This window comes from Massilia sp. LMS1-1-1.1, assembly GCF_040815535.1.
GTDB classification, from domain to species: Bacteria; Pseudomonadota; Gammaproteobacteria; order Burkholderiales; family Burkholderiaceae_D; genus Janthinobacterium; species Janthinobacterium aestuarii.
The window spans coordinates 364,491-389,180 of record NZ_JBFPNG010000045.1; the positions used below are offsets into that span (position 1 = coordinate 364,491).

At 60.3% G+C, this 24,690-nt stretch carries 19 protein-coding genes; 9 read left to right on the top strand and 10 right to left on the bottom strand.

From position 1 onward, the window contains the following. Positions 1-371 precede the first annotated feature (371 nt). From MRBLMS1_RS23655 to gluQRS, 7 genes are all read left to right on the top strand, one after another. The gene (locus tag MRBLMS1_RS23655) at positions 372-1,235 is read left to right on the top strand and encodes an outer envelope protein (protein ID WP_436835961.1); all 864 of its coding nucleotides are present in this window, start codon (positions 372-374) and stop codon (positions 1,233-1,235) included. Between the two features lie 78 nt (positions 1,236-1,313). Further along, positions 1,314-3,173, top strand: coding sequence for a type VI secretion system baseplate subunit TssF (gene tssF / locus MRBLMS1_RS23660; protein ID WP_485882354.1), 1,860 nt, complete (start codon positions 1,314-1,316; stop codon positions 3,171-3,173). Further along, positions 3,137-4,177, top strand: coding sequence for a type VI secretion system baseplate subunit TssG (tssG, locus tag MRBLMS1_RS23665; RefSeq protein ID WP_485882356.1), 1,041 nt, complete (start codon positions 3,137-3,139; stop codon positions 4,175-4,177). The genes tssF and tssG overlap by 37 nt, the downstream gene beginning before the upstream one ends. 235 nt (positions 4,178-4,412) lie before the next feature. After that, positions 4,413-4,568 (top strand): RHS domain-containing protein, encoded by a 156-nt coding sequence (locus MRBLMS1_RS23670; RefSeq protein ID WP_485882649.1) that lies wholly within the window; start codon positions 4,413-4,415, stop codon positions 4,566-4,568. Next, positions 4,513-4,665: an RHS repeat-associated core domain-containing protein gene (locus MRBLMS1_RS23675; RefSeq protein ID WP_485882358.1), complete on the top strand. Its 153-nt coding sequence runs from the start codon at positions 4,513-4,515 to the stop codon at positions 4,663-4,665. The genes MRBLMS1_RS23670 and MRBLMS1_RS23675 overlap by 56 nt, the downstream gene beginning before the upstream one ends. Before the next feature lie 267 nt (positions 4,666-4,932). Further along, positions 4,933-5,322 (top strand): VOC family protein, encoded by a 390-nt coding sequence (locus MRBLMS1_RS23680; RefSeq protein WP_485882360.1) that lies wholly within the window; start codon positions 4,933-4,935, stop codon positions 5,320-5,322. A gap of 163 nt (positions 5,323-5,485) precedes the next feature. Further along, complete coding sequence (gene gluQRS, locus MRBLMS1_RS23685) at positions 5,486-6,406, top strand: tRNA glutamyl-Q(34) synthetase GluQRS (protein ID WP_485882362.1); 921 nt, start codon at positions 5,486-5,488, stop codon at positions 6,404-6,406. A 77-nt stretch (positions 6,407-6,483) separates the two neighbouring features. Here the strand turns inward: gluQRS and MRBLMS1_RS23690 are convergent, their stop codons facing one another. Both MRBLMS1_RS23690 and MRBLMS1_RS23695 read right to left on the bottom strand, forming a co-directional pair. Next, positions 6,484-8,730 (bottom strand): TonB-dependent receptor, encoded by a 2,247-nt coding sequence (locus MRBLMS1_RS23690; protein WP_485882364.1) that lies wholly within the window; start codon positions 8,728-8,730, stop codon positions 6,484-6,486. A gap of 299 nt (positions 8,731-9,029) precedes the next feature. After that, on the bottom strand, positions 9,030-9,242 hold the full coding sequence (locus tag MRBLMS1_RS23695) for a hypothetical protein (protein ID WP_485882366.1): 213 nt from the start codon (positions 9,240-9,242) through the stop codon (positions 9,030-9,032). On the opposite strand from MRBLMS1_RS23695, the gene MRBLMS1_RS23700 reads away from it, so the two are divergent. Next, complete coding sequence (locus MRBLMS1_RS23700; protein ID WP_485882368.1) at positions 9,241-11,916, top strand: hybrid sensor histidine kinase/response regulator; 2,676 nt, start codon at positions 9,241-9,243, stop codon at positions 11,914-11,916. The two genes, MRBLMS1_RS23695 and MRBLMS1_RS23700, sit on opposite strands and share 2 nt — an antisense overlap. Then, a complete protein-coding gene (gene bla, locus MRBLMS1_RS23705; protein WP_128140400.1) occupies positions 11,909-12,802 on the top strand; it encodes a class A beta-lactamase in 894 nt (297 codons plus the stop codon). Before MRBLMS1_RS23700 ends, bla begins: the two co-directional genes overlap by 8 nt. On the opposite strand, the gene MRBLMS1_RS23710 is transcribed toward bla, so the two are convergent. From MRBLMS1_RS23710 to MRBLMS1_RS23745, 8 genes are all read right to left on the bottom strand, one after another. Beyond that, positions 12,803-13,237 (bottom strand): DUF695 domain-containing protein, encoded by a 435-nt coding sequence (locus MRBLMS1_RS23710; protein ID WP_052755885.1) that lies wholly within the window; start codon positions 13,235-13,237, stop codon positions 12,803-12,805. Between the two features lie 39 nt (positions 13,238-13,276). After that, positions 13,277-13,951 carry a hypothetical protein gene (locus MRBLMS1_RS23715; protein ID WP_485882371.1) on the bottom strand — a complete coding sequence of 225 codons (675 nt, stop codon included), beginning with the start codon at positions 13,949-13,951 and terminating at the stop codon, positions 13,277-13,279. An 85-nt stretch (positions 13,952-14,036) separates the two neighbouring features. Continuing rightward, positions 14,037-14,303 (bottom strand): PAAR domain-containing protein, encoded by a 267-nt coding sequence (locus tag MRBLMS1_RS23720; RefSeq protein ID WP_128140402.1) that lies wholly within the window; start codon positions 14,301-14,303, stop codon positions 14,037-14,039. Between the two features lie 13 nt (positions 14,304-14,316). After that, positions 14,317-15,933 carry a type VI lipase adapter Tla3 domain-containing protein gene (locus MRBLMS1_RS23725; RefSeq protein WP_485882374.1) on the bottom strand — a complete coding sequence of 539 codons (1,617 nt, stop codon included), beginning with the start codon at positions 15,931-15,933 and terminating at the stop codon, positions 14,317-14,319. A 58-nt stretch (positions 15,934-15,991) separates the two neighbouring features. Then, positions 15,992-18,283 (bottom strand): T6SS effector phospholipase Tle3 domain-containing protein, encoded by a 2,292-nt coding sequence (locus MRBLMS1_RS23730; RefSeq protein WP_485882376.1) that lies wholly within the window; start codon positions 18,281-18,283, stop codon positions 15,992-15,994. Positions 18,284-18,301: 18 nt separating this feature from the next. Next, positions 18,302-21,097: a type VI secretion system Vgr family protein gene (locus MRBLMS1_RS23735; protein ID WP_485882378.1), complete on the bottom strand. Its 2,796-nt coding sequence runs from the start codon at positions 21,095-21,097 to the stop codon at positions 18,302-18,304. 213 nt (positions 21,098-21,310) lie between these two features. After that, the gene (locus tag MRBLMS1_RS23740; protein WP_485882380.1) at positions 21,311-22,306 is read right to left on the bottom strand and encodes an extracellular catalytic domain type 1 short-chain-length polyhydroxyalkanoate depolymerase; all 996 of its coding nucleotides are present in this window, start codon (positions 22,304-22,306) and stop codon (positions 21,311-21,313) included. An 84-nt stretch (positions 22,307-22,390) separates the two neighbouring features. Continuing rightward, complete coding sequence (locus MRBLMS1_RS23745; protein ID WP_485882382.1) at positions 22,391-24,595, bottom strand: TonB-dependent receptor; 2,205 nt, start codon at positions 24,593-24,595, stop codon at positions 22,391-22,393. Positions 24,596-24,690: the final 95 nt, after the last annotated feature.

Sequence of the window (24,690 nt, forward strand, 5' to 3'; positions counted from 1 at the left end):
CGCTGCGTGGTATGCGGGATGTTGATCGGTGAAAAAAATCAACACTCTGTCTCTATCGTATCGGCATCCGCGGCGCTTGGGGAGCGGGCGCCGCGGCGCGCATTTCTATTTCCGCAAAAAAACAACACCTGTATACAATTTTGAAAAAAATTATCAGCTTTACAGCGGCCGCCTTGCCCCGCAAGGGTGGGAAGGTGCGATGATTATATGCAAGAACTGATAGTAAGTATGCAGACAAGACATATCGCCCGACGCGGCGCTTCTCGCATCATGGATTGAACGGTGCGCAATTTTCCTCATCGCAACGCTTCGTGCGCACTACGCACCCTGCTATTCCCGTTCCCGTTTTCTCACACCATCAGGAGCCGAAAGTGCCAAAAACCCTACCGTGTCTGTTGCTCTGCCTCACTACCACCCTCGGCGCGGGCGCAACCGCCCAGGCTGCCGAATGGAGCGATACCGCGCTGAGCTGGCGCGCCGGCAACGACTACCGCGAGCCGTTCAATCCGGACGACATCAAGAAAAACATCTTCGCCATCACGCACGCCAGCGGCTACAAATACGGCAGCAATTTCGTCAACCTCGATTTCCTCATGTCCGACAGCAAGGACCCTGGCGCGCTCGGTAAAACATCCGGCGCGCAGGAAGCGTATCTCGTGTACCGCAACACCATCGACATCGGCAAGGTGCGCGGCAGCGACATCAAGTTCGGCCCCGTGCGCGGTGTCGGCGTCACCCTGGGCTTTGACGTCAACACCAAGAACGACGTCGGCTACAACTCGCGCAAGCGCATGCTGGTAGCCGGCCCCACCTTGATGTGGGACGTGCCCGGCTTCTTCAACACCAGCCTGCTGTTGCTGCGCGAAAGCAACGCCCCCAGCGGCGCCTTCCCGCCCATCTCGCAAGTGACGGGCCGCTACACTTATAAAACGCACGCCATGCTGACGGGCGCCTGGGCCATCCCCCTGTCGCCGCTGTTCTCGTTCGAAGGCTTCTTTAACCTCATCGATTCGAAAGGCAAGGATGAAGTCGGCCGTGATACGGCGGTGGAAACGAACATCGACATGCAAGTGATGTTCGACGTGGGCGCGGCCCTGGGCAGCGCCAAGAACACCTTCCGCGTGGGCCTGGAATACCAGTACTGGAAGAACAAGTTCGGCAACTCGCCCGCCACCACGGGCAACGTGGGCCAGACGGCGAAGACGCCGATGATACGTGCGGAGTATCATTTCTAAAATTCATTGTTTCGTATCAACACTCACGGTCGCGCCTGATGCCAGCATGAAGCTTTCCTGCTGGCGGAGAGCGCGACCGTGGAACAACTATTACCGTATTACGAGCGCGAGCTGGGCCTGTTCCGCCAGTACACGCGCGAGTTTTCCAGCCGTTATCCGAAGGCGGCCGGGCGCCTGCTGATCGCCGGCGAGACGTGCGAAGACCCGCACGTCGAGCGCCTGATCCAGTCCGTTGCCCTGCTCACTGCCAGGGTCGCCAAGCGCCTCGATGACGCCTATCCGCAATTTACCCATTCCCTGCTCGAAACCCTGTACCCGCACTACCTGCGGCCCTTTCCATCGTGCTCCATCATGCGCATCGCCGCCGACGAAGCGCCAGCCGGCAACCAGCTGGCCCAAGTGGCCCACATTGCACGCGGCACGGTGCTGCGCTCGCAGCCGGTGCAGGGCGTGGCTTGCAAATTCACGAGCGCATACGACGTGACCCTGGCGCCGCTGGCCATTTCTCGCCTGCATTTCTCACCAATCATCGACGCCCCGCCCGGCCTGCGCCTGCCCGATGGCGCCAGCGCCTTGCTCAGCATTCAGTTCACCAGCGGCAGCGACAACTACCACCTTGACCAGGCCGGCTTTGCCAGCTTGCGCCTGTTTGCCGATGGCGAACCATCGGTGCGCGCGGCCCTGCTCGACGCCCTGTTCCTGCACGGCGCGGGCGCGTACGTGGCGCTGGACAAACACGGCCCATGGCAAGCCGTCGATGGCGCGTTGCTGGCGCCGGCCGGCTATGCGGACGACGAGGCGCTGATCCCCGTTTCCGCCCGTTCGCACCCGGCCCTGCGCCTGCTGACCGAGTATTTCGCGTTTCCGGAAAAATTTCATTTCATCGATATCGCCTGGTCGTTGCTGGCGCCCTTGCTGCCGAAACAGTGCCGCCAGTTCACCTTGCACCTGCCGCTCAAGAGCGTGCGCAGCGACAGCCACGAAGCGCGGCTGTTGTCCGGCGTCAGCCGCGACAACCTGTTGCCTGGCTGCACGCCCGTCGTCAACCTGTTTGCCAAGTCCGGCGTGCCGATCCGCCTCACGCATACCGAGCCCGACTACGCCCTGGTGGCCGATGCCACGCATGCGTTTGCCTACGACATCCACAGCATCGAGGCCGTCACCCTCGTGCGCAAGGACGAGACCGGCGAGCGCCTGAGCACCTTCATGCCGCTGTATGCCTCGCTGCAAGGCGCCCAGGCAGAGCATGGACCAGAGCATGGACAGTACTGGCTGGCACGTCGCGACGACGCCGTGGCGGCCATCAGTCCCGGTCATGAAACGCGGTTGAGCCTGATCGACCCGCAGTTTTCACCAAGCAGCGCGGCCTGCGCCACCGTCTCGACGCAGCTGCTGTGCAGCAACCGCGACTTGCCCACGCAGTTGCACTACGGCTTGCCCGGCGGCGACCTGCTGGCCGAAGACGTGCCCGACGGCATCCCCGCGCGCTTCCTGCGCAAGCCCACGTCCAGCGTGCGTTTCCTGGCCGATAATAGCGCGCACTGGCGGCTGATTGCGCACCTGTCGCTCAACTATTCCAGCCTGACGCAAGCGGGCCTGGGCGAATTCCAGAAAATGCTGGGCCTGTACGACCTGCCCCGCTCGCCCACCACGCAACGCCTGATCCAGGGCATCGTCATGCTCGAGCACGGCAGCACGCGCGCGTGGATGCCCACCGTGCCGTTTCCCACCCTGATGCCCGGCATCGCCATCCGCCTGGGCATCGACGAGCAAGCCTTCGTCGGCTGCAGCATCTATATTTTTGCCCAGGTGCTGCAGCGCTATTTCGCCCTGAACAGCCAGCTCAACTGCTTTAGCCAACTGACGCTGCTGTCGCACCGCAGCGGCGAGGAACTCATCCGATGCCCAGAACGCAGCGCCGACGCCACGCCAGCGTGATCCAGCAATTGCTCGACGCGCCGCAGCGCTTCGAGTGCTTCCAGGCACTGCGCCTGCTGCTGGCCTGGCTGGCCGAACACGGCGTCGACGAACACACGGCGCTGGCAAAGCTCGTGCGCTTCGACAATAGCGTCTCGCTACGCTTTCCCGCCAGCCAGCTCGAGGCGCTCACGACAGGCGGCGCCGACGATGCGGATTCCCTGCTGCAAGCGCTGCTGTCCGGCCACGGCCAGCACATCCACCTCACGCCCGCCTTCATGGGCCTGCTGGGTTGCCAGGGCAGCTTGCCCAGCCACTATTCGGAGCGCATCGCCGCGCACCAATACAGCGAACGCGACAACAGCGCACGCGCCTTTCTCGACCTGTTTTCCAGCCGCGCCGTGGCCCTGTTTTACCAGGCCTGGCAAAAATACCGCATCGAACAGGCCGGCCACAGCGGGGACTTCCTGTCGCGCCTGCTGGCTCTGGCCGCATGCCACCCGGGCCAGGACGAGGCGGCCGCCGGCCTGTACAGCGGCTTGCTGCAGCAGCGCAACATCTCGTCCATCGTCATGGCGCGCATCCTTGCCGACCACTTCGGCGTGCCCTGCCACATTGACGAGGCGACGGGCGCCATGGACGCGCTCGCGCCGCGCGAACAAACGACGCTGGGCGCGGACAATGCCGTGCTGGGCCAGCGCGCCCTCGTCGGCGAGCGCTGCCGCCGCCCCGACCTGGCCGTGCGCCTGCGCCTGGGCCCGCTCACCGCCAAGCAGCACGCCAGCTTCCTGCCGCGCGCCCCTGGCAGCCAAGCGCTTCGGCGCATGCTGATGCTGTTCGGCCAGCCGCTCGTGCGCTACGACATCGTGCTGGTGCTGCGCGCCAGCGATGTGCGAGGAATGACATTGACGGCCGCGCCACAAGGCGGCTTAGGCTGCAACAGTTTCCTTGGCGATGCGGCAACGCCACGCCACCGCGATGACAAACATTATGAAATGCAATTGATGCCCTCATTCAACGATTAATACTTGCGGCCGCGCAACACGCTTGTGTTCGCTATTGCTTACAGTCGGCCAACGATTCCCACCGTAAAGCGACGCGCGATGAGTCAGTTCCTCGCAGTGGAATTTACCCGCAACCCGGCACGACGCCGAACTGCAGGCCGCGATTGCGCAAGAACAAGCGGACACCGAAGCGCTTCATGCATCGGCATGGCAAGGTACCCAAACAGCAGCCGATGATGCGGCAGCACACGACCACATCACCCACTACCACTGCGACCACCTGGGCACGCCGCGCGAGCTGACGGATGCGCAAGGGAACGTGGTCTGGAGCGGGCGCTACAAGGCTTGGGGGGCGTTTGCTGCAAGTAGAGGGAGAAATCGAGCAGCCGCTGCGGTTTCAGGGGCAGTATGAGGATCAAGAGACTGGGCTGTTTTATAACCGTTACCGCTACTATGATCCGGATGTAGCAAGATACCTGACATTGGGGAAGATCAAAGAAGGCGAGTAAATCCTGCTGCAAAAAAATTGGGCGCAACTGTTATTACAGATGAGTGGCCAAAACACCTCATTTATTCCCCATACATTGAAGAACTGCATGAGAAAAAATCTATTGAATTAATCGAAAATGGATCAATGAAAAAATGGATCAAAAATGTACCATATATGACATAGGACCTAAAGGTAAGACGCCAGAAAGTAAATTCTACATAATGGAATTAAACGAAATAAAAACAAGAAACTATAAAAATATCTACAAAATAACGATGAAATGAAAATGGACGAGAATATTTATATTGGAATACTTTGTCTTGATTTTGATGAGGCAAAAAAATTCTACATCGAAAACCTTGGTTTCAAATCTAAATTCAATGAAAAAACTGAAATTCAATCAGAGGAAAGTAGGCGAACAATTCTTCTTCACGCATTGGCACTTAATTTAGAAATAGAATTTATCGCACCAACATGCCTCGAAGAGGCTAACAGAATTGGGAAAAGTGGAGGAACAATTAATCTTTTAACTCTACCAACACACAATATAGACTCACTGAAAAATAAGCTAGAGAACACTCTATTTTTCATAAACTATATAGAGACACCATATGCCAGCTTTCTAACCGTAGAAGATCCAATGGGAAATAATATTTGCCTCTATGAAAGAGCTTAAAAAAAATAGAATATTTATCTTGCATTTATTGCAATTTTCACCAGTAAATATTCCACATTTGACTTGGCTTTCACTCTGAACCATACTTCTCCTTGCACGCCTTTGGCAAGTTATTCAGTAAACGCAATACCAATACACCAGATCTCCATCAATATCCATCCGCATGCCCTCCCTCAATTTTCCCTACATCGGCCGCTTCGCCCCCTCCCCCTCCGGTCCCCTGCACATGGGCTCGCTCGTTGCCGCCATGGCCAGTTATCTTGATGCGAAGGTGCATCGGGGCACGTGGCTGTTGCGTATCGAGGACCTGGACTATGACCGCAATGTCGAAGGTGCCGACGCCGGCATCCTGGCCAGCCTGCAGCGCTGCGGCATGCATTGGGATGGCGAGGCGACGTGGCAGAGCCGGCGGTTGCCGCTGTACGAGGCGGCGCTCAAGCAATTGCAGGACGATGGGCTCGTGTATGCGTGCGGCTGTTCGCGCAAGGAGATTCAGGATTCGAACTTGCAGGCGGGAACGCCGAAGAATGGGGCCGCCGTGTATCCGGGCACGTGCCGTCACAGCTTGGCGCCGGGTAAGGTGGCGCGGGCCTTGCGGTTGCGGGTGCCGCAGGGGGCCGATGCGATGTACGCTTTTGCCGACCGCTGGGCGGGTCCGCAGCAGCAGGACCTGGCCAGCGAGGTGGGCGACTTCATCGTGCTGCGCGGCGATGGCTACTGGGCGTACCAGCTGGCCGTGGTGGTGGACGATGGCGCGCAGGGTATCACGCAGGTAGTGCGCGGGGCGGACTTGCTCGACTCCACACCGCGCCAGCTGTATCTGCAGGATGTGCTGGGCTTGCCGCACCCCGGCTTCCTGCACGTGCCTGTCGTTACGAACGACAGCGGCGAAAAGCTGTCCAAGCAGACGGGCGCCCTCGCCTTCGATACAGGAACCCAAGCCACCGAACTGCTAGCGTCGGCACTGCTGCCGGCCGCCCGCTTCCTCGGCCTTGATGTGCGTGCCGACAACGTGGAAGATTTCTGGCGGCAAGCCATTCCCGCCTGGGCGCAACGGCTGGGGCAACTTCCCGAGCGGGCATAAAAAACCCGCCGCGGCGAACCGTCGGCGGGTAGCAATGCAGGCGCCAGCCGCAAGGGCCGGCGCCTGGTATCAGGCAATTAGAAGTTGCCCTTGAACTGTACCCCAAACTGGCGTGGCTCATTGATGAAGCCCGTACGGTTGTTGAAGTCGATGGCGCCCGTGATGCGCTGGGTATCGGTGATGTTGCGGCCAAAAACGGCCATTTCATACTTGCCGGCATCCCAGGTGTAGCCCACGCGCAAGCCGCCTTCGACCATTGCCTTGCCGGTAAACTCGGTTGCTTCATACAGGAAGAAGTTGATCTTGCTGCGGTAAGCCCAGTCCGTGAAGACGAAGAATTCGCCGTTTTCCATCGGGATCGAATAACGGCCCGTGGCAGTGATCGTCCACTTCGGCGCTTGCGGCAATGGATTGCCGTCGATGATGGCACGGTTGCCAGTGGTCAGCGAATCGGTCACGGTACAACGCGTTTGGGCGCAGGTAGCGATCGACAGGCTTGGATCCTTGATTTCCGTGAAGTTGTAGCTGCCGCCCAGGGACATCTTCAGGCTCGGCGTAACAAAACCTTCCAGTTCCAGTTCCGCGCCGCGGCCGTTCGTCTTGGCTGCATTGATCAAACGCGTCACGTTCGAGGTGCCGCCAACGACTGTCAACTGCTGGTTCTTCACCTGATAGTTGTACAGGCTGAAGGCCACGCGGGCGCGGCGCTCGAACAGGTCGGCCTTGATGCCGGCTTCGAACGAGGTGATCGTTTCGGCATCGGCCACGGTGACAGGCACGCTGGTGCTGGCCGGAGCGATACTTGGCGCGCGGAAACCGGTGGCGACACGGCCGTAGAAGTTCACGTCCTTGTTGTATTTATAGGTGCCGCTCAAGTCCCAGTTGACCTTGGCTTTGCTGACATCGGCGCTGGTCGGGCTGACCTGCACGATGTTGGTCGCTTCCACCGTGTTGAAATCCTTCTTGTCCTTGGTGTAGCGCAAACCGGCGCGCAGCATGAAGTCATCGTTGACGGCGTAGTTGACGGAACCAAACGTTGCCCAGGCCGAGTTCTTCTGGCGGCTGGCCAGATGCGTGGTCAGCACATGCGTGTTGGTATCGAAGTTGTCGGTGAAACCGTTGGCATCTTCATTGAAGTAGTACACGCCAGCCTGCCAATTGAGCGGACCGGCATTTTTCGATTCGGCGCGGAATTCTTGCGAGTACTGCTTCACACTGGTGATGCCGCCAGCCGTTTCAACCTGGAAAGGAATGAAGTTGGGGCTGGTCGGGCCAAGTCCGTTCGGCGTGCCGCCATCGATGTCGCCATGCGACACGTAATTGCCGACCTGTTCAAAGCCGGTGATCGAGTACAGTTTAATACCGTCCAGGTCCCAGCTCAGGCGGGCGCTGGCGCCGTTGGTGCGCAGGCGCTGGAAATTCGGTGCATTCGTGAACGACTTGTTCGGGTCGAAACCGTCAACGATATCGTTCGTGCCCTGCTTGATCATGTTGGCGTAGAAGATGCGCGCGCTGCCCGTGGTGCTGCGCTGGTGCACATTGAACAGGGCGTTGAACATGGTGTTCGGTGCGTACAGCAGTTGTACGCGTTCGGCGTGTTCGTCGTAGCCGTCCAGCGCGTTTTTCTGGCCCGTAAACGTGTTGTCGACGTAATCGTCGCGGTGCTGGCGCAGGGTCGAGAAGCGCAGCGCCCATTCTTTGCTCAGCGGCACGTTGACGGCGCCGTCGAAGTTGGTCGTGTTGTGCGTGGCGGCGGAAACGTTGTAATAGCCTTCAACCTTGTCCAGGTTCGGCTTGACGGATTCGAACTTGACCACGCCGGCAGGCGTATTGCGGCCGAACAAGGTGCCTTGCGGGCCGCGCAATACTTCCACGCCAGCCACGTCGAAAATCGGATAGCCCTTGAGGATAGGATTTTCTTGCACGACATCGTCGTAAATCAGGGAAACAGGTTGCGATGCAAAGATGTTGAAATCGGTGTTGCCGTAGCCGCGGATGTAGAAGCGGGGGAAGGTGCGGCCGTTCGACGATTCCACATTCAGGCTCGGCACTTTGCCGGCCAGCACGCGGATATCCTGACCGCTGGAGACCAGCACGTCGAGCTTCTCGTCGCGCAGCAGCGAGACAGAGACGGGTACGTCGCGGATATTTTCCTTGCGGCGCTGCGCCGTCACGGTCACGGTTTCCAGCTGGCTGGCGGCAGGCGCCGTATCAGCAGCGACTTCATCTGCATAAGCCGAGCCGATAGGCAGGGCAGCGGACAGTGCCAGCATGGCGGCGCTTTTGGCGCACAACCGCTTGTGCATCTTGGACATCTTGATCATGTTGTTTCCCAGAAGTTTAAAAAAAGAATTGCGAAACCTGTCTCCGGCTTATGTACGGCGCTGGATGATCGTGTGCACCATCACGGTGCAGCAGCGCGAGCGGATGTCTCTCCGCTCCTGGCGTCACTGGCTCTGCCCTGGCTGTCGTGCTGGCTGACAGCGGTAGCGGCCGCATCTCCGGGATGTCTGATGAACACCAACTTTTGAGTAAGGCGCCAATTTAATTCAAGCGCCTTATGCGCTGCAAGAATATTGTTATGTAAAATATTCATTCATCAACATAAAGGGCCCACTAGTGGTTATTCAGCCACAATAACGCCCTTGCCTTGCAATTTGCCCTGATGACTTTCCGTATGGCATGCCTTTTTCGCCAGGCCAGACGAAAGCGGAATTGGCATCCTGCAAGACAGCCCCGACGGTAAAAATAGTTGTAATATCGCCAGACTTGCGCTGCCATGCCGCCCCATTCCAGTGCGGCGGCGGCCCCCTGCACCATCGTTGATCGCCGCCATGCCAGAACCCAGCCTGCCCAGCAATGCCGTCCCGTCCTCCACCGTCGCCGCCCAGGCGGCGCATTTACTGCTAAGCGCCCATTGCGACATCGTCTGGAGCACAAAAACCTTCGGCCAGTTCGATGCCGACCAGCCCACGTGGCGCGCCTTCACGGGCCAGACCGAGGCCGAACTGCTGGGCCGCGGCTGGGTCAATGCCCTGCATCCGGATGACCGCAACTTGCCTTACGTCGTGCCCTCGCACCTGACCAGCGTGTTCGAAGCGGAATACCGGCTGCGCCACGTCAGCGGCGCCTACCGCAATATGCTCGTACGCATGCTGCCCGTGCTGGCGCCCGATGGCAGCATCGTTGAATGGCTGGGCTCGCATTGCGACGTGACGCAGCAACGGCAGACGGAACAACGGCTGCGCCTGGCCATGCAAGGTGGCCGCATGGGCACGTGGGAAATCGACCTGGGCAGCGGCAGCATGGCCGGCTCCGATGCCTTCAAGGCCAATCTGGGCCTGCCCCCTGACAACCACATCGATTACGCGCAGCTGACGGGCGCCATGCTCGACGGCGACCTGCAGCACTGGCAGGCGGTAGTGCACGCGGCCATCGCCAGCGCCGGCGATTTCGAAATCGACATCCGCGTGCGCTGGCCCGATGGCTCGCTGCACTGGGCGCACATGCGCGGCACCTGCGCCAGCGATGGCGCCGGCAATGTGATCGCCCTGTCCGGCATCTCGCTCGACCTGACGGCCAGCAAGCAAAACGAGGAAACCCTGCGCCTGACCCTGGCGGCCGGCGAAGTGGCCACCTGGAACTGGGACATCGTTGCCGACCGGGTCACAGCCGACAGCAATATGGCGCGTTTGTTCCCCGTCAATGCCGATGCGGCCACGGCGGCGCCGCTGGCGCGCTACATGGACATCATCCATCCCGATGACCGCGAGCAAGTCAGCGCGCAGATTACCGAGGCGCTGCAGGCGCACACGCCGTTCGAGGCCAGTTATCGCGTCGGCGCCGGCGATGGCCAGTACCGCTCGGTCATCGCGCGGGGCCGCGCGGAATACGCGCCCGATGGCACGCCCCTGCAATTGCCCGGTGTCCTGCTCGACATCACGCGCCAGAAGCAGGTGGAAGATGCGCTGCGCCGCAGCGAGGAGCGCTACCGCACCCTGATCGAACTGATGGACCAGGCCTTTTGCGTGATCGAAATGCTGTACGACGAGCAGGGCCGCCCCGTGGATTTCCGCTACCTCGAAGGCAATCCCTCCTTCGTCAAGCAGTCGGGACTGGAAAATGCCATCGGCAAGACCATCCGCAGCTTCGTGCCCGACCACGACCAGCACTGGTTTGACCTGTACGACCAGGTCGTCAAGACCGGCGAACCCGTGCGCTATGAAAACGAAGCCGTGGCCATGGAGCGCTGGTTCGAGGTCTTCGCCGCGCGCCTTGGCGGCCCCGGCAGCCGCCTGCTGACGGTATTGTTCAGCGACATCAGCGAGCGCAAGCGCTCGGAGCAGCAATTGCGCCAGCTGGCCGACAATCTGTCCGAAATGGACAGGCGCAAGACGGAATTCCTCGCCACCCTGGCGCACGAACTGCGCAACCCGCTCGCGCCGATCCGCAACGGCTTGCAGATCATGCGCCTGGCCGCCGACAAGCCCGCCACCGTGGCGCGCGTGCGCGACGTGATGGAGCGGCAAGTCAATCAGATGGTGCATCTGGTCAATGATTTACTCGACGTGGCCCGCATCACGCGGGGCCAGATCGAACTCAAGCTCGAACGCACGGACTTGAAAGCCATCATCGCTTGCGCCGTGGAGACGAGCATGCCGCTGATCGAAGCGGGCCGTCACCAGTTGCGTGTAGAATTCGACGAACAGGCGCTGCCGCTCGAGGCCGACCCCACGCGCCTGGCGCAAGTGCTGGGCAATTTGCTCAACAATGCCGCCAAGTACACGCCGGCCGGCGGCCACATCGCCTTGCGCGCGCGGCGCGACGGCAACGCGGCGCTGATCGAGGTGGAAGACAGCGGTGTGGGCATACCCGCTGAATCGATTACGACCGTGTTTGACATGTTCACGCAAGTGGGGCAAAACATGGGAAGGGCTCAGGGCGGCCTGGGCATCGGCCTGTCGCTCGTGCGTCGCCTGGCCGAGTTGCATGGCGGCAGTGCCGCGGTGGCCAGTCCCGGCGCCGGCCTGGGCAGTACCTTCAGCGTACGCTTGCCCCTGCTGGCGGCGCAGCCAGCCGCCTCCGTCGCGCCTGCCGTGCCCACCGTCACCGCCAGCGGACCGCAGTTCCGCGTGCTGGTGGTCGACGACAATGTCGACGCGGCCGTTACCCTCGCTGCCGTCCTCGACATGATGGGCCATGCCACGCAAGTGGCCCATGATGGCGCACAGGCCCTGGCCGTGGCGCCGCAGTTTTTACCGGACGTCATCTTCCTCGACATCGGCTTGCCCGGCATGAACGGCTACGAAGTGGCGCGCGCGTTGCGCCGGATACCGGCCGGCACCAACGTCGTGCTCGTCGCATTGACGGGCTGGGGCGCCGAAAACGACCGCAGCCAATCGAGCGCGGCCGGCTTCGACCACCATCTGACCAAACCGGCCAACCTGCTCGCCATCGGCGAACTGCTGGCCACCCTTTCCACTCCGAAAGCATCGACAAACCATGACTGAATCCCTGAACCACGTCCGCCGCAACCTCCTGCTGGCCGGCGGCGCTACCCTGCTGTGCCCGGCACCGCTGCTGTTTGCCGCACCCGCCACCAGCATCGCCACCGCCCAGACGCAACTGGCCGCGCTGGAACAAGCCGCAGGCGGACGCCTCGGCGTTGCCGCCTGGCGCCAGGGCAGCGAGCTGCGCATTGCCTATCGCGCCGACGAACGCTTTCCCCTGGCTAGCACTTTCAAGGCCATGCTGGCGGGTGCCGTGCTGGCCCGCAGCGTCAGCCAGCCGGGCTTGCTGGACCAGCATGTGCGTTACGAGAAAAAAGAACTGGTCACCTACTCGCCCATCACGGAAAAGCACCTGGCCGACGGCATGAACGTGGCCGACCTGTGCGCCGCCACCTTGCAGTACAGCGACAATAGCGCCGCCAATTTCTTGATGACATTATTAGGCGGGCCGCAAGCCGTGACGGCGTTTGCGCGCAGCATCGGCAATACGGTGTTCCAGCTGGAACGTTGGGAAACGGAATTGAATAGCGCCATCCCAGGCGAAGTGCGCGACACGGCCAGCCCCGCTTCGATGGCGCACAGCTTGCAGCAATTGTTGTTGGGAAATAGCTTGCCGGCACCGCAGCGCCAGCAACTCGATACCTGGATGCGCGGCAACACGACGGGAGACAAACGCATCCGCGCCGGCGTGCCGGCCGGCTGGCAAGTGGCCGATAAAACGGGCTCGGGCGCGTATGGCAGTGTCAACGACATCGGCGTCGCCTACCCGGCCAGCGGCGCACCGCTGGTGATCGCCGTGTATTACACGCGCGAACAGAAAAAAGCGGACACGAATCAGGACATCATCACGGCCGCCACACGCATCGTGACGGCCGCATTGGTGTAATTACTTCGGTAACGCCGCCATAAACCCCGCATACGTGGACCAGGCGGGGTCGGCCGCGCTGCGGATTTCGATCGGGAACTTTGGACGCGGCGCCAGCGCCGTGTTCAGGCGATTGAAGAATTCTTCGCCCGACTGCGTGTAATAAATCCATTCGCGCAAGTTTTCACCCGTGGACACCAGCGCCAGCGTGGCGAAGCCGTCTTCTTCCACCACGGGCGCCAGCGCCGCTTCCAGTTCTTCCATGTGCTCGCGCTCGTTCGGTGCGGGCATGCCCGTTTCGTCCTCGTAACGCCAGGCAATGATGATGCGGTCCGGCTGCGACGACAGGTCCCAGTCGTCATGGAAGGTGTCGACATAGCGGTAGATGATGGCCATCTCGTCGCTATGCGTGACGATGGTGCCCCAGCTGCGGGCGGAAGTGGAATTTTCGTTCATGGTTGCAACAGTCAAAAAAATAAATCGAGGGTGCGCAGCTTACAGCACTGGCGGGCAAGTCACATTCCATGCGTCATATTGGGCACCACTCTTGCGCAGCCAGACACGGGCGTAGCTGTCGCGCTCGCTCTTGAACACGAGCGCATAGCGCTCTTCGGCACGCGGTGCGGCGGCGCCCACATCGACGGCCGCCAGCGAAAACTTCAGCGCCCGCAACGGGGCGCAGGCCGTATTGCCAGCCATCAGCAAGCGCGCCCGTTCCAGCAGCGACTTTTGATAAAGCAACACGCCTTCCAGTTCCCCATCAGGGACACGCTGCAGCATGCGCACGGGTTCTGCCACCGCGCGGCAGGTGCCACGGTCGAGCCAGGCGTAATACTCCATCCCCGCCTCCTGCCAGCGCGCCTGCTTGCCCTCGCCGTGCAGCACGAACTTGGTGCGCTGCGTCCGGCACAGCGCACCATGGCCGCGATACGGCGACGTTTCCACGCTGCCCACCACTTCGCTGCCGCGTCCGCCCACCACGGGCACGCTCTCGAACACGGTGCGTGCAGCCGGCTCGCCCGGATATTGCTGCGCATAAAATTCCAGCAAGGACGCGCGCTGCTGCGCATCGACCGCCACCGCCTCGGCGGCACTGGCAGAGAGGCACAGTGCCGACACGACACACAGCGCCAAGGGGCGCACGAAATAAGCTGGCATGTATCCTGGCATGGCATTCCTTCAATCGACGTTCAAGGGCGGGTATCGCCCAAGCGCAGATTATATAGTTAGCAGGAAATACCGGGAGCGTACGGCGTCAGGAGGTGCGGAAGTTGACGCCGCCAGCGAGCAACCTGGCGCCGCAAGTGGTAGTATCGCCTTCGAAGGCGATGGCGATACCGTTGATGCTGTGCCGGGACGAGCCGCTGGCGATCTTGCAGCCCTGATGATCCTTGATGGGGCAGCTGCACAAGTCCCCGACGCAAGCGACGGCAATGCCATTGACCGTAAAATGCGTGGCGGCACAACTGAGCACCTTGCCGCCGTGCGACGTGGCGTCGCCCAACCGGATGACTTTGCGCATGCTGCCTCCCGAATTATTGTCCCGCCTGGCTTTCCAGGATGGCTTCCACCGATGGCGCCGCATAGTTGGCCGGATCGACGGACGGCGTGACGCGGCTGCGGAAGATATCGCCATTGGCATCCTGCTGCTGGCGTTTGGCATCCGATGGCGGCGTGATAAAGATGATGCTGGCCTCATTACCGTCGCGCAAATTAATCGCCGCACTGGCGCCGCCATCGCGATAGCTGCCCATCACACCGATAGCCATCTGCATGAACCAGGTGGCCGCGCCCGTGTTGCCCAGGCGATGATCGGTATTGATGAACTGCGTGCTCTTGCTGCTGTCGATTTCCGGACCGCCTTGTGACGCATAGTCATGCAACATACCTTCGAGCATCAGCAACTGTTCCGGCTGATTTCCCGTGCCGGCCACGATGCGCGCTGGCCCCATGCCGCGCTCCGCCACCGGCAAGGTTTGCAGCGCCTGCTGCCAGCCCGCATTGAACATCTTCTGGCGCTGGTCACGCCGCGTGACAGGCTTGCCCTCTTCATCCGCGAATTTGACAAAGACGGGCCGGTGCACGAAACCGAACGAGGGCAAGCGGTCGAAGGTTTCCATCTGTTCCCGATTCCACGGAATGGGAAACCAAGGCGTCGGCTTCCAGTCGCGCGGGGGACGATTTTCCCAGGGATTGAGTTTGTCAAAGGTATGCAAGCCCACGCCGCGGATATCGGGGCGCTGGGCGAAGGCGGCAGCAGCGGCGAGCCATTCTGCGACGGTGGGTTGACGAGGCATACTAAAACTGGACCATATTGATTTGACTGGCCTGGCCAATGAACTCTTCAAATCGTAATACATGGCCTTGAAGTACCCCTGTACAAACTTATTCTCGGGATCCTCCCATACGTAAGAGCGCAAAGGATCTATTCTTTCGCGGCGCGCCAGCACAAACACGGCAGTGGCATCGGGCATCTCAGGGATGTAATAGCCATCCTTTAGTCTCATCGCATCACCCGGCTTGCGACTCCCATCGCGCGTACCCATACTATCTTCGGAATGTACGACAACATAAGGCAGCTCTGGATGTTGGTCGAAAAATTCAAAGACTTCAATCAACAAGCGATCCGGTCTCTCATCCAATTTCCAAGGACCTATCGAAAATAAATGTGCTGGCAGGCCAATTGTCGATGCACCAGCTACCAGTCCAGCCATTGGCCCGTACAAACTGGGTTGCTCATCAGGATCAAGAACAGGAGAACCAGCATAAAACGATGGCAAGCCCCAATACATAGGTGTGAAATTAACGCCGTTTTCCAATGCGTCGCACGCTCGGCCTCCCCCCTGCCCATCCTTATCCATTCCTTTCCACGGATACTTCGTCGGATCCTTCTCACGTATGCTGGTATAAGCACTTCCTTTTTGCAAGGCTTCCCACAGTTTTCCCTGACGGTATTTATCCAGCGTCACACCCAATCCGATCACTTCCAGCACGTACTCTTGCCCTGGCTCCACAGGTTTCTTTGGCTTTTGCGCCTGCAACTGTGACGCAATTTCACGTGCCTGACTCTTAGATGCGGCGCCTAGCCATAACCAGCCGGCAAATAAAATTACAACAACTATCGATATCCCCAGCCAACGAAGCATCAACATGTTTTTCACCTTTTGAGTCTGCAGTTCCGAAGGAAGCACAATCAGTCCAAATAAGCTGTTATCGATGCATCTTGGACACGCTACTTATCGTTTTCTCAGCCACTATTTTCATATTTTTTGTTTGCGATACAACAATCTTCCATAAAGCGCCCGACAATAATGGTAGGCCAGCAGGCAAATTTCCGCTGTTGTAATAGGCAATATTTCCTTCAATAATTGATTGCCGCCATGCTGGTTCGACATCCAGATAAGAAGAATACAAAGCACGAAATCGATGCATTAATATTATTCCGTCTCTCGGTTGCTCACCTTTCTTCAGCATCTTCACCCGCCAATCCGCCACCGCACACAGATACGCATAAAACAGCGGATCGGATGATGCCTTTCCGCTGCCAATCGCCACGTCATACGCAGTTACCTGGCTGTGATTTTTAGCACTACCGATAATCGAACTATGAAAAGACTTGGGACTGACTTCGCGTTGCCAACGCAAGCGTGACTCATTCGGACTTTCCTGAATCTGAGCCACGACCTTGCTGTCTGGGTAGCGTTTCGCGGAAACAACTTCGCGTTGATCCAACTTGTCTTTCACGTCCAGTCCTTTTTCCTTGTTGTAGCTTGCCGTCATCAATGCCAGTTCCCGAGGGCTGAGATGCTCTTCCCGTTCAGGAAACTTTTGATAGCCTCCCGGGTCAGGACGATATTCGCTGCGTAGCTGCATGCCACTTCCGCTGGTCGGTGCTACCGAAGCGTCGCAGGAATCGACTTCCTCTGCAGGACCCTGATCTGCCACATTACGGTTTCTCATCACGGACGTTGTGGGAACATTGGCTGGATCGATTTGCGAAGTGCCACGCAAATCAGCCAACACCGGCTGTTTCAACGCTTCCCCATTGATGGTGCGTACGCCATTACGTTGTTCCACTTTGCTCAACCTGGTATTGACAGGCCAAACCACCGCCTTGTGTTGTGCACGATGACTACGCAAGGAAAGCTCCACATGGGACTGTTCGCTTTCTGTCATGAGCCTTAATGGAAAATCAAAAGGCGGCGGCTTTCCAACCAACGACGCTGTGGTTTTTCCCGTAGCTGGATCCAGTCTGGTCTTGTTGCTGAATACCCGCTGATAAAATCTGCCGCCCAGTTCCGCCAGCGCGCTGCGCACCTTTTTATGTTCCACTATCTTGGTGTGCCCGGATGAGACACTGTACCCATCAAGACTGGATGTCTCCTCTTCTTCAACCAATTCGCTTCCAGATGCATAATCGGGCACGCCATCCCAGCCTATTCCCTGGATGTTATCCAGTGCCACCGTCATGTCTTCCGGGCAGAAATATAGATAAACCTTGCGGCGGTTATCGCGGTCCTCTGCACTCTGCCAACGGCTGCCAACCATGCCGCGATGCTCATCCTTTTTCAAGTCGACAAACGGCGGCTGGCGAGCCTGGCCGTTGCCTTTCGCCACACCAGCCACGATATTCACCAAGGTCTTCAGGCGCGCACCCAGCGTCTGCGCGCCACTGAGCAAATGGTAATAGGGCTTCATCGCCGCATCTTCGCCGCCATCGAACCAGGCGGCTCCGCGCATCAACAGAGGCAGACTGTCCACCAGGCTGTAAGGCGGATGCGTGAGTATCAAATTGTCGGCCGGCGCCAAGCCCTTTTCCATCAGCATCGCTTGCGCCAGCAGCGACAGCAGACAGCCCTGGCTGTGCGCAACGATGCTGACGGTATCATCCGCGTCGTAATCGCGGATCATGGAAATCAGTGCGGCCAGCCGCTGGGCCGCCAGTACCATGTACATGCGCCCGGGTGCAGTCCTCAATGGACGCAAGGCATCGCCCATGGGATCGACTGGCGCATAGATTCCCGGACGCCACATGTCGGGCAAATTGCTGGTAGCGTTACCGAAGGGGCCGCCTTCCTTGGACAAGTCCTTGTCGAGACGGTTGCCGTAGCGGTCGACAAACTGGCCATTGATGGTGCTACTCTTGCCTTCGACTTCACGGCAGCCCCAGTAAAACGGAATCACGGGGCTGTTGGTATCCTTGGCAACAGTGCGCTTGAAAAAGACGGCGTCTGGATCGTCTTCCAGCTTGTCCTTGTCCGCCGCCACAGGCATGCGGTAGGTGGCAGGCGTAAATGAACGGCCCAGCCTGGCAGCGAGGCCGGTACACAAGCCGTCCTCTACCGCCTTGTAGCTGACGCCAACATCGTTGACGCCATGAATGACGATGATATTGCCCGGCAAATTGCGGCGTATCTTGACCTTCTTGCACACGCTGCGTTCGCAATGCAGGATCGCCACGTCCTCGCCCACGACGTACGGTATTTTCGGATAGCTACCCATCGCACTCTCCTGGCGTCATCAATCCTTGTTGTTGAACACTTCGATGGCGGCCAGGTGCATCGCTGCACGCTCCAGCACGACCGTCTTGCCGCCCCCGTCGCTGCGTCCATCGGCGGACGAGCCATCGCCCAGCTTCACGGCAAAGTGCGCCTGCGGCGCCAGTTGCGGTGCTGGCGGCACGCCATCGGCGGGATGGTCATCGCCCTCATATTGAAAGATGAACTGCTGATCGGCCTTGCCCTCGGCAAAACTTGGCAATTGCACCTCCATGCTTTGCGGGTCGTTGAAGACGAAGTTGGGCGCATTGAAGTTCAGCGGCGACTTGCTGCCAAAGGTAATGCCATCGGCGATGCGGATGAAAGCCCCGTGCTTGGAAATCAACACGATTTCATCGGCCATGCCCGTCAGCTTGCCGTCGCTGGCCGTCAGCTTCAGGTTTTTCCCCGCATTGAGTTCCATGTCGTCATGCTGGCTTTGCAGCAGGAACTTGCCATGGTGCGCGATGGCGCGGATGCCGTCTGCGTGGGAAAACAGCGAAATGCCCTTGCCCGCATTCACGCTGTAGCGCTGGCCTGCCACCGCTTGCAGGTGCTGCTGCGCCACCGTATCGATATTGCTGACGGCATAGCTGACGATGGCTTTCGAGCTGGCAAAGCTGATGCCCGCGGGCGCCGTCATGGTGATCGCCGCCGCACCGCCCAGTTCGGCACGGGGTTCCGTATTGCTGCCGCCTTCCCAGCCTTTCAAGCTGTGCTGCAATTCCTGCTGCGCCTGCTCGTCCTGCTCCAGTGCCTGATACGTCGCGGCATAGCTGCCCAGCGAGCGAAACAATTCCAGGCAGTTTTCCATCAGGCCCAGATATTCGCTGCGCGCCATGTGGCTACCATCGCCATTCAGGCGCTTCCAGGCCGAGATCAGCATGCCCTTGCCCGCCCGCATGGCCAACTGCTCGTCGGTGCGTAGTTCGGCGCCTTCGCCGCGCGCGTCGCCCTGGCCGTTGCGCCGGTCCTGCGTCAGCCAGCCCAGGTTGAGCTGGGTGGAACCATGATCGCTGGCAAGCTGGGCATTGATTTGTCCATGGACATCATCAAAGCGTAATTGGTTGCCACGCGTGCCCTTGATCTCGCGACTCTTGATGCCGGACAAATAACGGTTGCCGGGCAGGTCGCCTGCCTTGCTCAAGGCAACCGGCTGCGCGCTATGGTTGTACAACTGTCCCACGATGATGGGCCGGTCCGGGTCGCCCCCGAGAAAGGCCAGCAAGACTTCGCTGCCCACGCGGGGCAAACCCAGATAGCCGCATTGCAGCATGCTGCCGGGTCCGCTTCCCGCCCAGCTCGACGCGACTCTTACCCAGGCCGAATCGGCGTCCGTGTCGGAAGCGCCCGTTCCGCCGGCATGCTCGTGGTCCACCTTGCGCGTGGCGGGGAAGCGTACCTTGACACGGCCCATCGCATCGCAATGAACTTCCTCATTGGCCGGCCCCACCACCACGGCGCTTTGCATGGGAACTGGCGGCAGGTCGATGCGTGTGTCGTAGGCCGGAACGATGGGCACGCCGCGCCGCACGGCAGTCAGTTCAATATGCATGCGCAAGGGGCCGCCGTCCACTTCGGCCGCCAGATCACGCTGCTTGTGCACGCCCTCATCGTCCAGCCAACGGTTGCGCGCAAACAGGCGTGCCACCCTGGCGGCTAGCTCCCTAGGTAAATTATTTTGCGCCGCCACCTGCAGCGACGTGACGACAAAATCGCGCTCGGCCGCTGGCAAGGCGTCGATGTCGGGGTGCTCGGCCAGAGTAAAGTATTCACCCGGACACAGGTCGCGTACGCTGCCTTCGGCGTGAAAGCAATGGCTCTCGTAATCGTGCTGCTGCATGGCCAGCAGGCCCAGCTGGCACAACGCCTCATGGTCAACGCCCGCGCGCGGTGGCAGCACGCGGTAATCATCAAGGGTGGCGGCAATGGCATTGCCATGCATGCCCTGCTGCCCCCGTCCCAAGGCATCGGCAGCCATGAACGGCCGCGCACGCGGGTGTTCTTCATTCCAGCTATGGCGCGTTACCTTGCCCGCCTGCAGCTTGCGCACTTCGCTCCACGAGGTGAGGGTGTCGCGTTCTTCCGTTGCCCGGTCCGCGTGATAGCGCACGGTGTCCGCCATGTTTTTTCGCAAGCCGTCGGCATGGTTGAACAGCACCAAGGTATGCGCCGGCTCGGCATGTGCATCCGTATTGCCCTCCGCACGGAAAAACCAGGCGACGCCACTGCGTTTGAGCAGGCGCCGCACAAAGGCGGCATCCGACTCATTGTGCTGCATGACAAACTCGCGCTGCGGATATGTCTGCGCTTCGAAGAAATCGGCAAACGCGTACTGAAACGCATGCGCCAGCACGGTATTGCTGCGTATCCATTCGTCGAGCAAAGTCTTGACGATCTCGATATCCGTCAAACGCCGGAAGACGCGCGTATTGCAGCGCTTTTCCATGATGGCGAAGGCATCCGTCAGCACCAGCTGGTAGGTGGCCAGCGCGCCATCGCTGTCGCCGGCGCTCGCTTGCGTGACAAGACCGCAGATGCTGCGCAGCTGACCCTGGTCGGTGACGATATCGAGAGCCGCGGGCAAGGCAATCAAACTACTGAGCGGCAAGTCGGCATGTGTCGAGACACACAGCACGCGGTATTCGAGGCCGCCACATATCGCCTCTCTGCCGGCAATACGCTGCGGTATCAGCACACCGGCGGGCACCTTGGGCGAGACACCCAAGCGCAGGCGCAAGGGACGCTGGGTACCCGATATCAACTCGTCACCGTCCATGGCGTTCTCCTCGTTCACACTTGCCTCTAATCAAGCTGGAGAACCGACAATGCCATGGGATGACAGGGAAATACTTGATATTTAGTAAGAATCCGCCAAGGTGTCCAATACTTCCATCAACCTTTTCCGCTTGGCCAGCAGGGCCGGCCTTGAGCAGCACAATGGGGCGCCATCGCAGCGCCCCATGCTCCAAGCTGCAACTTCCTCACGCCATCAGCGCTGGTAATTCTTGAAGAAATTCCAGCTGATCACGGTGGCGTCCGGGCCCAGTTCATCGCTGAAGGGCCAGCCGGGAGGGCCGCCGCTCCATGCGTGATTCATGCCCTCGACCGTGTATTTTTGCGCGATGACGGCGCCGTTGCGCAGATACGTGTCGATGGAGTAGCTGCGGCCGTACGGCACCGTCTGGCGCACGATGCTGTCGGCACGGTAGCGCACGCTGTCATTGTCGAGGCCATCGTCGCCATAGTCGCTGGTCTGCAGGAATTGCTCGATGGTTTGCTCGCCGTTGACGGGATTGACGACGATGTCGGACGTGCCGTGGAACACCATCGTCGGCATCAGGCGGCGCGGCGAGCCGGAGCAGCGCCACGCATCCTTGCCCCGTACTTTCGGATCGAACGAGCTGCCGTTGAACAGCGAGTCGGCGGCCGTGACCAGGCCGGTGGCGCCCTTGTACATGCCGCCCGAATGCACCATCACGGCGGCGAACACGTCCGAGTAGCAGGCGGCCATGATGGAAGCCATGGCGCCGCCCGCCGAAATGCCCGTCACATACACGCGGCTATCCTGCACCGCATATTGGTTCTTGACCTTGTTCAAGATGCCCATCAGCACGGCGGGCTCGCCCGTGCCCCGCTCCTGGTTCAGCGGCAACATGAAATTCCAGCAGCGCATGGGGTTGGCCGTGACGTTCTGGCGCGGATAGACGACGATGAAGTTTTCACTGTCGGCCAGCTGGTTGTAGCGGCTGACGGCGGCCATACTGTTGGGCTCGGAACCGCAGCCGTGCAGCATCAGCACGACGGGCAGCGGCGTGTTTGGATTGTAGTTGCTCGGTAGCCAGACCTGGTATTCGCGCGATCCCCACAGGCTCGCATACAGGCCGAAGTCCCACTGCCCGGCGGCAGCCGGCAGCGCGGCCAGCAAGCCGCAGGCGGCGATGAGTGCAGATAAGTAGTGACGCAGTTGATGATTCAGATGTGCCATGCCAGTCTCCTGATTGTTATTCACGACGAAAACAGCGACAACAAACCAGCCTGGCGCTAACCAGGCTGGCACTTCAACAACCTTTTAGAACTTGTAGCCGGCCTTGGCGATGATCTGGCGCGGCGGACCGTAGAAACCGTCGAGAATGAACACGGCCGGAATGTTGTAGCCATCCGTGCGATAGCGTTTGTTGCCCAGGTTGCTGCCGTGCAGGCTGAAGGTCCAGTTCTTCGGCGCTTCCCACACGACGCCAGCCGTCCAGATGCTGTAGCCGCCCTGCGCCAGCGTTTCGCTCAAGTCCGTGGTCGGGTAGACCTTGCTGCGGTAGCCATAGCCGACCATGCTGCGCAAGGCGCCGCCGAAGACGTCGCGGTCCGTGCGCGTCAGGTTCAAACCCACTTGCCGGGCTGGCGTGTTGCTGAACTTTTGCGTATCCGCGATGTTCTTGCCACCGCTCATGAACTCGTCATAGCTGGCGTTCAGCAGGGCGAGGAAACCGTTGACTTCCCACTGGCGATTGGGCCGCCACGAAAATTCGAACTCGGCGCCTTTCACGGTCGCCTTGCCCGCATTCGTGAAGTCGCCATAGAAGCCCGGCACGCCGCCCGGCTGCACATAGCTGGTAAACACGGACAACTGGATATCCTTGTAGCGGTTGTAAAACAGGGCCACGTTGGCGTCGAACGTGTCGTCCGGCGCCGCGTATTTCATGCCCACTTCCAGCGCGTCGAGTTTTTCATCCTTGTACGGCCGCGCCGAGTCCGGCACCACCAGGTTGTTGGCGCGCACGTTATAGCCGCCCGACTTGAAACCGCGCGACAGGTTGCTGTAGAAATTCGTTGTCTTCGACGCTTCGTAGCGCACGGACAGTTTCGGCGAAGTATTGCTGACGGAGAGTGATTTATCGAAATCGGCCGCCGTCTGAATGGGCCGCGTAAAACCCACGTCGGCAAAGGCGCGGTTGAGCACGATGGCGCGCTTTTCCTCGCGCGTGTGGCGCAAGCCCGCATTGATGCTCCACACCTTGCCCAGCGGCCAGGTCCAGTCCGTGTACAGCGCCGTGCTGTCCGTCTCCACCGTGCTGACGGCGGCCGTGAACTGGCGTCCCAGGAAATTGTTGTAGATGCCGCCGCCGGCCGTGCCTTCGAAGCGGTACAGGCCAATCACGCCGGCGCCGTAATCGCCGCTGTACGACGCCTGCAATTCCAGGCTCTTTTGCTCGTCGCGCGAGTCGCCGAACACGTCGGCAATCGGCTGCGGCAAGCCGTCGAAGTCGATGGTTTGCTCGGACGTGCTGCGCCGCTTGGCGCCGATCACTTTGACGGACCAGTCGTTCGACAAGGTGTAGTTGGCCACCAGCGAGCCGCCCCGGTTGTGCGTGAAGTTATGACCCGGCATGCCACTCTGGATATCGTACGCATCTGTGCTGGCCGGCCGCTTGAGCGGGTCGAACGCGCTCACGCCCATGCGCTGGAAGCCGCGCACGCCGGACTTGTCGTCCGTGGCGTCCAGGCTCAGCACGACGGTCAAAGGGATGTCTTGCGGAAAATAGCCGACAGACAGGCGCGCGGCGGTGCTGTCCTGGTCGCTGACCTGTTCGCCATTGAAGGTGTTGCGGCCGAAACCATCGCGGTCCAGCTTGGCGGCCGCCAGGCGCGCGCGCCAGGTGCCGCTCTCGTTGGCCAGATTGAAGGCGGCCTTGAAATTGCGCTGGTTGTAGTTGCCGATACCCACTTCCGCCGACGCGCCGTTTTCCTTCGCCAAGGGGCGCGAAATGTACTTGATGGCGCCGCCGATGGTGTTCTTGCCGTACAGGGTCCCTTGCGGGCCGCGCAGCACTTCGATGCGCTGCACATCGAACACGTCGAGCAGCGCGCCTTGCGGACGTGCCATGTAGACGTCGTCGAAATATATGCCCACGCCCGGGTCCACACCCCAGACGGGATCGGCCTGGCCCACACCGCGAATGAAGGCCGTCAAGGTGGTGTTCGTGCCGCGCGACGCGTACACGGTCAGGTTCGGCACGCGCTCCTGCAAGTCGGCCAGGTTCTGGATATTCGCCCGTTCCAGCGCCTTGGCGGAAAACGCCGTAACGGCCAGCGGCACGTCCTGCAGGCGTTCTTCGCGGCGGCGGGCGGAGACCGTCACGGTTTCCATGCGTTCTTTCGCGTCGCTGGCTTCCTGGGTGGTGATGGCAGTAGCCGGGCTGGCTTCCTGCGCCTGGGCCTGGGTGGCAAAAGCGCCGGCAACGGCGAGGGCGGCGGGCATCAATTTCAAAGCAAGTTTCATAGCGTCTCCAATGTCAGGCTTGCTTACTGCCAGGGAAGACGGCCGGATGCCAGGATCGCAAGACGTAACGGTACCCGCGCGCGCAATGCGAGCAC

Excerpts from the sequence above, each read along its gene's own strand:
- MRBLMS1_RS23695 (WP_485882366.1), bottom strand. The coding sequence starts at position 9,242 with ATGGCGGCGATCAACGATGGTGCAGGGGGCCGCCGCCGCACTGGAATG.
- MRBLMS1_RS23725 (WP_485882374.1), bottom strand. The coding sequence starts at position 15,933 with ATGTTGATGCTTCGTTGGCTGGGGATATCGATAGTTGTTGTAATTTTA.
- MRBLMS1_RS23740 (WP_485882380.1), bottom strand. The coding sequence starts at position 22,306 with ATGGCACATCTGAATCATCAACTGCGTCACTACTTATCTGCACTCATC.
- tssG (WP_485882356.1), top strand. The coding sequence starts at position 3,137 with ATGCCCAGAACGCAGCGCCGACGCCACGCCAGCGTGATCCAGCAATTG.
- bla (WP_128140400.1), top strand. The coding sequence starts at position 11,909 with ATGACTGAATCCCTGAACCACGTCCGCCGCAACCTCCTGCTGGCCGGC.
- MRBLMS1_RS23735 (WP_485882378.1), bottom strand. The coding sequence starts at position 21,097 with ATGGACGGTGACGAGTTGATATCGGGTACCCAGCGTCCCTTGCGCCTG.
- MRBLMS1_RS23745 (WP_485882382.1), bottom strand. The coding sequence starts at position 24,595 with ATGAAACTTGCTTTGAAATTGATGCCCGCCGCCCTCGCCGTTGCCGGC.
- MRBLMS1_RS23710 (WP_052755885.1), bottom strand. The coding sequence starts at position 13,237 with ATGAACGAAAATTCCACTTCCGCCCGCAGCTGGGGCACCATCGTCACG.
- MRBLMS1_RS23700 (WP_485882368.1), top strand. The coding sequence starts at position 9,241 with ATGCCAGAACCCAGCCTGCCCAGCAATGCCGTCCCGTCCTCCACCGTC.
- MRBLMS1_RS23720 (WP_128140402.1), bottom strand. The coding sequence starts at position 14,303 with ATGCGCAAAGTCATCCGGTTGGGCGACGCCACGTCGCACGGCGGCAAG.
- MRBLMS1_RS23680 (WP_485882360.1), top strand. The coding sequence starts at position 4,933 with ATGGACGAGAATATTTATATTGGAATACTTTGTCTTGATTTTGATGAG.
- MRBLMS1_RS23715 (WP_485882371.1), bottom strand. The coding sequence starts at position 13,951 with ATGCCAGGATACATGCCAGCTTATTTCGTGCGCCCCTTGGCGCTGTGT.
- MRBLMS1_RS23730 (WP_485882376.1), bottom strand. The coding sequence starts at position 18,283 with ATGGGTAGCTATCCGAAAATACCGTACGTCGTGGGCGAGGACGTGGCG.
- gluQRS (WP_485882362.1), top strand. The coding sequence starts at position 5,486 with ATGCCCTCCCTCAATTTTCCCTACATCGGCCGCTTCGCCCCCTCCCCC.
- MRBLMS1_RS23690 (WP_485882364.1), bottom strand. The coding sequence starts at position 8,730 with ATGATCAAGATGTCCAAGATGCACAAGCGGTTGTGCGCCAAAAGCGCC.